Annotated in this window: 7 protein-coding genes; 6 read left to right on the forward strand and 1 reads right to left on the reverse strand. The window is 35.1% G+C overall.

The genetic code is table 11. The features are described 5' to 3' along the window. Position 1: 1 nt before the first annotated feature. From GOQ24_RS12405 to GOQ24_RS12430, 6 genes are all read left to right on the forward strand, one after another. Positions 2-658 (forward strand): succinate dehydrogenase cytochrome b subunit, encoded by a 657-nt coding sequence (locus tag GOQ24_RS12405; protein WP_155092772.1) that lies wholly within the window; start codon positions 2-4, stop codon positions 656-658. A gap of 9 nt (positions 659-667) precedes the next feature. Continuing rightward, positions 668-2,587 (forward strand): fumarate reductase/succinate dehydrogenase flavoprotein subunit, encoded by a 1,920-nt coding sequence (locus GOQ24_RS12410; RefSeq protein WP_155092773.1) that lies wholly within the window; start codon positions 668-670, stop codon positions 2,585-2,587. Between the two features lie 12 nt (positions 2,588-2,599). Then, positions 2,600-3,355, forward strand: coding sequence for a succinate dehydrogenase/fumarate reductase iron-sulfur subunit (locus GOQ24_RS12415; protein WP_160339830.1), 756 nt, complete (start codon positions 2,600-2,602; stop codon positions 3,353-3,355). A 3-nt stretch (positions 3,356-3,358) separates the two neighbouring features. After that, positions 3,359-4,543, forward strand: coding sequence for a porin (locus tag GOQ24_RS12420; RefSeq protein ID WP_155092775.1), 1,185 nt, complete (start codon positions 3,359-3,361; stop codon positions 4,541-4,543). Between the two features lie 188 nt (positions 4,544-4,731). Beyond that, positions 4,732-6,036 (forward strand): cryptochrome/photolyase family protein, encoded by a 1,305-nt coding sequence (locus GOQ24_RS12425; RefSeq protein WP_160339831.1) that lies wholly within the window; start codon positions 4,732-4,734, stop codon positions 6,034-6,036. 73 nt (positions 6,037-6,109) lie between these two features. Then, a complete protein-coding gene (locus GOQ24_RS12430; RefSeq protein WP_155092777.1) occupies positions 6,110-7,165 on the forward strand; it encodes a linear amide C-N hydrolase in 1,056 nt (351 codons plus the stop codon). A gap of 281 nt (positions 7,166-7,446) precedes the next feature. Here GOQ24_RS12430 and GOQ24_RS12435 read toward each other — a convergent pair whose 3' ends face one another. Further along, a complete protein-coding gene (locus tag GOQ24_RS12435; RefSeq protein WP_155092778.1) occupies positions 7,447-9,021 on the reverse strand; it encodes a hypothetical protein in 1,575 nt (524 codons plus the stop codon). Between the last annotated feature and the right edge of the window lie 194 nt (positions 9,022-9,215).

Here is a 9,215-nt window from a genome sequence, read left to right on the forward strand (position 1 = left end):
AATGAACACACTCTCACGCAAGATTGTAATGGCAGCGACAGGGTTATTTTTGTGTTTATTCCTATTAATACACTGTTTAGGGAATACACAATTATTTCTGGAACCAGAACAAGCAAAATTAAGTTTTAATGCTTATTCGCATTTTATGACAACTAATCCTATTGTAAAGATTATATCCTATGTTCTTTACTTGTCTATTATCGGGCACGTTGTTTATGCATTAATCATCACTTTGAAAAACAGAAAAGCAGGTGGTTTGTATAAACGTGATAATAGAGGAAGAGCGAGCAAATGGTATAGTAGAAATATGGGATTATTAGGGACTATAGTTTTAGTTTTTTTAGTTACACACTTTGCTAATTTTTGGTATATCTATCGTTTTGGAGAGTTTACGGCTGTGGATGCTAATGGAAATAAGGATTTATTCTTGTTAGTACAAGAGACTTTTACTAATCTGTGGATTGTAATACTTTATGTAGTAGCGATGATTGCATTGTGTTATCATTTGATTCACGGTATCAATAGTGGGGTTCGCTCATTAGGATTATTTCATCCAAAGTTTGTTCGTTGGATTAACGTAATTGGAATTATTTATTCTGTAGTATTATGTGTAGGCTTTGCTTTAATGCCTTTATATATGTATTTCACCCAAAATTAAGATGTTGTAATGAAATTAGATGCAAAAATACCTCAAGGACCATTAGAAGATAAATGGTCTAACTATAAAAAAACTGCTCGCTTGGTGAATCCAGCGAATAGAAAGAAATTAGATATCATAGTAATTGGTACTGGATTAGCAGGAAGTTCTGTAGCGGCATCTCTTGGAGAGATGGGTTATAATGTAAAGTCATTTTGCTTTCAAGATACTCCACGTAGAGCGCACTCTGTTGCTGCTCAAGGAGGGGTGAATGCTGCTAAAAATTATAAGAATGACGGAGATAGTATCTACCGTATGTTTGTAGATACGCTTAAAGGAGGGGATTTCCGAGCACGTGAAGCGAATGTTTACCGTTTAGCTGAGTGTTCTGTAAACTTGATAGATCAAGCAGTAGCTCAAGGTGTGCCATTTGGCCGTGAGTACGGAGGGTATTTGAATAACCGATCTTTTGGTGGAGTTCAAGTTAGTAGAACGTTTTATGCAAGAGGACAAACAGGACAACAATTGCTTTTAGGAACATATCAAGCATTGATGCGTCAAGTAGATAAGAAGACAGTTCAGCTGTATTCTTCTCACGAAATGTTAGATTTGGTTACTATTGATGGTAAGGCAAGAGGAGTTATTGTTAGAAATTTAGAGACAGGTGAGATAGAAAGACATGCAGCACATGCTGTTGTATTGGCAACCGGAGGATTTGGTAAAATTTACTATTTGTCTACATTGGCAATGGGATGTAATGGTTCTGCAATTTGGAGAGCGCATAAAAAAGGAGCATTCTTTGCCTCACCAAGTTGGACTCAAATACACCCAACTTCACTACCTCAATCTGGTGGGTATCAATCTAAACTGACCTTGATGTCAGAATCATTGAGAAATGATGGACGTATTTGGGTTCCTAAAAAAGCGGATGAAACAAGAGTTGCAAATGATATACCAGAAGATGAAAGGGATTACTACTTAGAACGCCGTTATCCTGCTTTTGGAAACTTAGCTCCGAGAGATATTTCATCTCGTGCAGCCAAAGAGAGAATAGATGCAGGGCATGGAGTAGGAGCATTAAAGAATGCTGTCTATTTGGATTTTTCTAAGGCAATTCGCGAGCAAGGACAAGCAAAAATTGCTGAGAAATATGGAAACTTATTTACCATGTATGAAAAGATTACTGGTATTAATGCCTATAAAGAGCCGATGATGATTTCGCCTGCAGCTCACTTCTCTATGGGAGGATTGTGGGTAGATTATGAATTAATGACAACTGTTCCAGGGTTGTTTGCTTTAGGGGAGGCTAATTTTGCGGATCACGGAGCAAATCGCTTAGGAGCAAATTCATTGTTACAAGCATCTGTAGACGGTTATTTCATTGCTCCATATACAATTGCAAACTATTTAGCAGATCAGATTAGAGTAGGAGCTATTTCAACGGATCATCCTGAGTTTGAAAAAACGGAAAAAGAGGTAAGAGAGAAGTTAGATAACCTATTGAATATCAAAGGAACAAAAACAGTCGATTATTTCCATAAGAAATTAGGAAAGCTATTATATGACTATTGTGGGTTAGCAAGAACAAAAGAGGGATTAGAATACGCTATTGTAGAAATCAAGAAGTTAAGAGAAGAATTTTACAAAGATGTTCGCATTCCTGGTGAATCTAAGACAATGAACTCCGAGTTAGAAAAAGCAGGTCGTGTAGCAGACTATTTGGAAATAGGTGTATTAATGTGTTACGATGCTTTAACTCGAGAGGAGTCATGTGGAGCTCACTTTAGAGAAGAATACCAAACGGAAGATGGAGAAGCAAAACGAAATGATGAACAGTATCAATTTATTTCTGCTTGGGAATGGCCTGGTGGTTTAGATCAGGAGCCAATCTTGAATAAAGAAGAGTTAGTATTTGAATTTGTTAAACCAACTATCCGTAGTTATAAATAATATATATAGTCTATGAAATTACATTTAAAAATATGGAGACAAAAAGACCGTAAATCTGAAGGTAAGCTTGTAGATTATGCGCTCGATAATGTCAATACTCACATGTCTTTTTTAGAGATGTTAGATACTTTGAACGAGGAGTTGATCTTAAAGAATGAAGAACCAGTAGAGTTTGATCACGATTGTCGTGAAGGGATTTGTGGTCAATGTGGTGTTGTGATTAATGGAAATGCGCATGGTCCTTTAAAGAATACAACTACTTGTCAATTGCATATGCGAGAGTTTAAAGATGGAGAAACGATTTTAATAGAGCCTTTTAGAGCTGCGGGATTCCCAGTAAAAAAGGATCTGAAAGTAGATCGTTCTGCATTTGATAGAATTATATCTTCTGGAGGATATGTGTCTGTGAATACAGGTCAAGCACCAGAAGCAAATACAATTCCCGTGTCACATGAAGTAGCAGAAGCGGCATTTGATTCTGCAGCCTGTTTAGGATGTGGAGCCTGTGTAGCTACTTGTAAAAATGGTAGTGCGGCATTGTTTACTGCTGCAAAAATCACACAATTAGCTATTTTACCACAGTCAAAAGAAGAACGAAAACAACGAGCACTGCGTATGATATGGCAAATGGATCAAGAGGGATTCGGTCACTGTTCAAATACTGAAGCGTGTGAAGTAGAGTGTCCTCAGGGAATCTCAGTACTTAATATTGCACGTATGAACTATGAGTATAATCGAGCAAGCTTTTTGAAGTTTAAAAAGAAATAATCTATGAACAATTTGTTTAGATCAATTCAGAGAAAAGGGATTGCACTTGGGATTTTGTGTTGCAGTGTATCACTTTTTGCTCAAGAAAAAATAGTGACTGACACCATTCAAGTTTTTGAAGAAAAAATTATTCTAAATCCTGTAGAGACAACTTATCCTAAGTTTAAAGTTGGAGGTGTGTTTCAAGGTAGATATTTGAATAATTTTAAAAATGGTGTTGATATTGACGGTCTGCATCATAGTGATGGAGAAGGAACGAGTAATTCATTTGACTTAAAGAGGATGAGGGTTTCCTTAAATGCAACTGTCATGGAGAACCTTGAGGTAGTCGCATTGGTTAATTTAGCTGATTTTAAGCAAGATCCTAAACACAAAGTTTTGGAGAATGCTTATGCTAAATACACCTTTAGTCGCTACTTACAAGTTCAAATTGGGCAATTTAGACCTTTGTTTGGATTAGAAGAAACCTATCCAGCAGATGTTCTGAAATCGATTGACTATTCAAATTCATATTATTTGTATTCTAGTAATGGTTGGACGAGTTTCCAGGTAGGTGCTGCTTTAACTGGTAGTGTAGATTTAGGTAAAGTACCGATGAGTTATGGACTATCAGTGACCAATGGAAATGGAAGGAATAAAACCGATTCAGATAATGGAAAACACTATTCTTCAAGACTATTGTTCAGTTTAGATAAAGAACATGAATTGAATGTTGGAGTTAGTGGAGGAGTGGGAGAAGTTCAAAAAGAGACAATCTATGCCGTTGGTTTAGAAGTTAGTGCCAAGTTGCCAATAAATGATCGTTGGTGTTTTGATTTTCAAAGTGAAGCAAAACAAGGAACCAACCACAATTTGTATTATAGCACTGCACCAGAAATGCGTTTTGGGGAACTTAATGATTATGTCATGAAAAGTTTTTACATCTTGCCTAATATACGCTATGAAATCGGTAAGAAGCACTTCGAAGCAGTTGAATTTGCATGTCGTTATGAATATTTAGATGAAAACTCAAAAGTAAACTCTAATGGTAGACAAACTTGGGTACCTATGCTTAGTTTGGAGTTTCTAAAAAATTATGCCGCAAGAATACAAGTTGGAATGCAAATAGATAATTTTAAACAGAGTGTAAAAGATAGCAAGGCATATAATTCAAATCTTGCTTTCATACAGTTCCAATGTAGATTTTAAGAGATTTAAGTTGGACGAAAAGATTGAATAATTCATTATAAAGTTAAATAGGTCGTTTATATTACTGGGTATTAGTAGTGTGTATTTCAATAATTAAAACAGCTGAACAACTTATTAATAATTGTTTTTTATTAAATTTAAACTCATTATCCTTTCTGGGGTAATGAGTTTTTTTTATTGTTTGCATTATGGAAAGAAAAGAGAAGGTAGTTGTTTTTTGGTTTAGGAGAGATCTGCGAATAGAAGATAATGTAGGTTTGTATTTCGCTTTAAATTCAGGTTATCGCGTACTGCCGTTATTTATTTTTGACAAAAGTATTCTCGCTCGCTTTTCTCGTCGAGATGATGCTCGAGTGGATTATATTCATCAGGCGATTAAATCTCTAAATAACACTCTAAAAGATTATCATACTTCTGTCATGTGTTTGCATACAACAGCGAGTGAAGCTTATGATAAATTATTTGAACAATACGATATAGCGGCAATTTATTGTAATGAAGATTATGAACCAACGTCTATTGACAGAGATAATTTAATTGCAAAGAAGGCGTCATCTCGCAATATTTCCTTTTTTCAGTATAAAGACCACGTTATTTTTAAAGGAGGTGAAATATTGAAGAGTGATGGAACTCCCTATCAGATCTATACTCCTTATGCTAAAATGTGGAGAGTAAAATTAGATGATCGAGCGTTATTTGACTATACGACTGTACTTTGTCAGGAGAGTTTTGTTTCCGTAGAAAATGACTTGCCTACTTTGGAAGAATTGGGGTTTGAAAGGTCAAGTTTGGATTTTACTCGCCCTATTTTAGATGAAGGGATTATCAGTAGCTATGATAAGAATAGGGATTATCCAGCTATTGAGGGTACTACTCGCTTGGGTATAGCTTTGCGATTTGGAACGATTTCGATTAGAAAATGTGTGAATTTCGCTTTACGTCACAATGAAGTTTGGCTAAAGGAGTTGATTTGGCGAGATTTTTTTAGTCAAATTATGTATTTGTTTCCACAGGTAGTTAACTCTTGTTTTAAAGAGAAATACGAGCGAGTTAATTGGAGAAATAACGAAGAAGAATTTGACTTATGGTGTAAAGGGCAAACTGGATATCCATTAGTTGATGCAGGGATGCGAGAGTTAAATGAAACGGGGTTTATGCATAACCGTGTAAGAATGGTAGTAGCGAGTTTTTTGACTAAGCACTTGTTGATAGATTGGAGGTGGGGAGAAGCTTATTTTGCACAGTATTTATTAGATTATGATTTAGCATCTAATAATGGAAATTGGCAGTGGGCTGCTGGATGTGGCTGTGATGCAGCTCCGTATTTTAGAATATTCAATCCACTGGAACAACAGAAAAAGTTTGATAAAACGGGAGTTTATATTCGAAAATGGGTGCAAGAGTTTGATTCTTTAGACTATAAAAATCCTATGGTAGATAATAAAGAAGCAAGGATACGTGCGATAGAAACGTATAAAAAAGCTTTGATTTGATAAAAAAACAGGTGAAAATCGGTTATTGGTGTAATAATTGCTTATTTTTAAGAAACTAAAACTAGTATAGAATATGAAAACAATTCAACGCAAGATTGCCAAAGTATTATTAGTAGGAGCGATTGCCTTAATTGCTAATGACGCTTTAGCATGTACTCGAGTAATGTATAAAGGACCAAACAATACGATATTAACAGCTCGTTCAATGGATTGGAAAGAGGAAATCATGCCTAATATTTGGGTATTTCCAAGAGGGATAGAAAGAGTAGGAGAGGTAGGAAAAGCCTCTGCGAAATGGACAGCAAAGTACGGAAGTGTGGTGACCTCAGCATTTGATTTAGCTACGACAGATGGGATGAATGAAAAAGGATTAGTAGCAAATATCCTATGGTTAGTTGAATCTCAATACCCAGAATATAACCCAAATGGTAAAGATAAAGGAATAAGCTTGGCAATGTGGGCACAGTATGCCTTAGATAACTATGCTACTGTTGCTGAAGCAGTAGTCGATTTACAAAAGAACCCATTGGTAGTAGTAACTGCAAATACACCGGGTCGTACTACATTAGCAACAGTTCACTTAACAGTATCTGATGCAACTGGAGATAACGCTGTGTTTGAGTATATCGATGGAAAGTTAAATGTATACCACGATCCTTCGTATACAGTGGTAACTAATTCACCAACTTTTGAAAAACAATTAGCTATTAATAATTATTTGAGCTTTTTGCCAGGAAATAAGAATTTGCCAGGAACAGGAAGATCAGAGGATCGCTTTGCCAGAGCGAAGTACTATGCAACAGCGGTAGAACAAAGTGATGATGAGAAATTGTCTGTAGGGGCTATTTTCAGTGTTATTCGCAATTGTTCGGTACCTTTTGGAGTACATATTGACGGTGAGCCAAATTTATCTTCAACAAGATGGAGAACAGTTTCTGATCAAAAGAATTTAGTTTATTACTATGAAGATCCTATTTCTTTATCACCTATGTGGTTAGATTTAAAAACACTTGATTTTAGTAAAGGACAGTCTGTTAAAAAATTGCAAGTAGCTAATGGTGAGCAATATTTTGGATTAGCAAATGCACAATTGAAAGATAGTAAGCCATTCCAGTTTTTGGGAATTTAAGGACAATATTGGTTGTAAAGGTTAACCTAAACTACGCATGAGCTAAATACTGAAATGCAATTCTACTTCATAGCTCCTTTATTAGTTCTTAAGCTATCCTATTGTATGCTTATATCGCTAATTTAGACCTATTTTGTAGCAGTACTTTTCGTATCTGTGGCTTTCGCGTATGTTGCGAATTACTTATCTTGATTTTAATCTTAGCCTATCTCGTATAGGAGATAGGAGAGTAATGAATATATTGTAAAAGAGACTATCTTTTTTGATAGTCTCTTTCTTTTTTACCACAATCCAAAAGATTGGGAATCATTTTGGCTAATCTCTTTAGCATTTACTTTGTCAAGTATATCGATGATTTTTTTAAATGTCATTGTCTGCTCATATATTAATTCTTTATCTAATTTATCGATATCTCCATTGGGCATTTCTTTGCATAAATAGTCTGGTGCAGGAACTAAAGATATGGTTGGAATACCTACTTGATACAATGGTTGGCCTTCTCCGAAATAGAATGTATTATGTGGGCGAAGAGTCATTGTTCGAACCTTGTTTCTTGCCTCAAGAGCTTTTAAATAAATTGCATCCATTGTTTTATTGGAAGTGTAAACTAATTCTAAATCAATAGGATTTGTTTTTGAATAAGCAGTGTGTTGATTGTTATCCTTCCATTCAGAACTTCCCAGATGCTCTATTGTCAAACCTGCAATAGCTTTTTTGTGACTATCTACTCCATCCCATAAGTAAGGGTGATCTTTGAGCCATTTTGACGTTGCTTGCCTGTGGTTTATACCAAACTGGGGTAGCTGAAAATGTCCAGTAGCGAATACAAAGATTAGCGTTCGATTTCGCTTTTCTTTTGGTAAAGCACTATAGTATTTGGCAAGCTCAATTAAGGCTATTGCTCCGTTTTCTTCTATAGCATTGGGGCCATCGGTATGTGTGTTTATTATAATTGCCTCTTGTGAGTTTTTTCCTTCTATTATTCCATACAAAGTAGAAGATTCACTATCAGGGGTAATATCAGCTTCTAAAACTAAGTTAATTGATTTATTTTGTTTGGCTAATTCTTTTAATCTTTCCCCTTGTTCTTGATTAACCCATAATGTAGGACAGTGAAACAAAGGAGTAGTGAAAGGCAAGTATTGGTTAAGTGCATTTTCACCAGAGAGGTTCTTCCAAACACAGATTATACCTAATACATCGTTATCATGAGCTTCTTGTAAATCAGGGCCATTCAAAACTGATGCAATAACTGTATTTTCTATTAGAGTAGGGAGATGAGTATCTGTTGGATATAAACTTCTTTTACGAAAGAGCATGGATCTTGGAACAGGAGGTATGCTTACTTCAAAAATGGCAATTTTACCCTTTGCATTTTTCAATTTAGATTTACTATTCCCTACGTATTCTAAGGGGGCAGTGATTCCTTTAGCCTCTGTTGAACCCGAATAGGGATAGTAAAATGAGGTAGGGATAATTTCTTTGTTATTGAGGGAATCAATAGTTTGTAATTGCCATTTTTTAGCTTCCCATTTAGTAAAGTTTATTTTATCTTCAAATACTTCAATATTACATTGGTCAAATTTAGTGCGAATATACTCAACGAAATGAGCATGAGCAGCATTACCTGTATAACGAGGACCTAAGTTGTTTAACTCTTCCAAATGCTTCCACAAAGAATCTCTATTAGGCAATACTTCTGAATATTTCTGTTCAAGCAAAGTATCAGCTTTAAAATCATAGTTATATACCTTTGTGTTTGACGAGCAATTGATTAAAATGTAATTGATGCCAATGATAAGTAAGATACTTAAAACTATTAATTTAAAAATTCGCTTCCCTTTTTTCTTAGTCATATCACGTTAATTTTAGCGAAAAATGTTGTTGCTGTGAAAGATATAAAAATAATGATCAATACTGAGTTTAAGTGAATTATTGGGTTGTGAACATAAAATAAAAGATAATTAATTCTCTTTTGGCAGTATTTTATCCGTATTTATAAAGAAGCTTTTTTAAACGAGTTTATTTATTAGATACTAAAAAGGATGAG

Source organism: Myroides sp. LoEW2-1, from assembly GCF_009767705.1.
Lineage (GTDB): Bacteria > Bacteroidota > Bacteroidia > Flavobacteriales > Flavobacteriaceae > Flavobacterium > Flavobacterium album_A.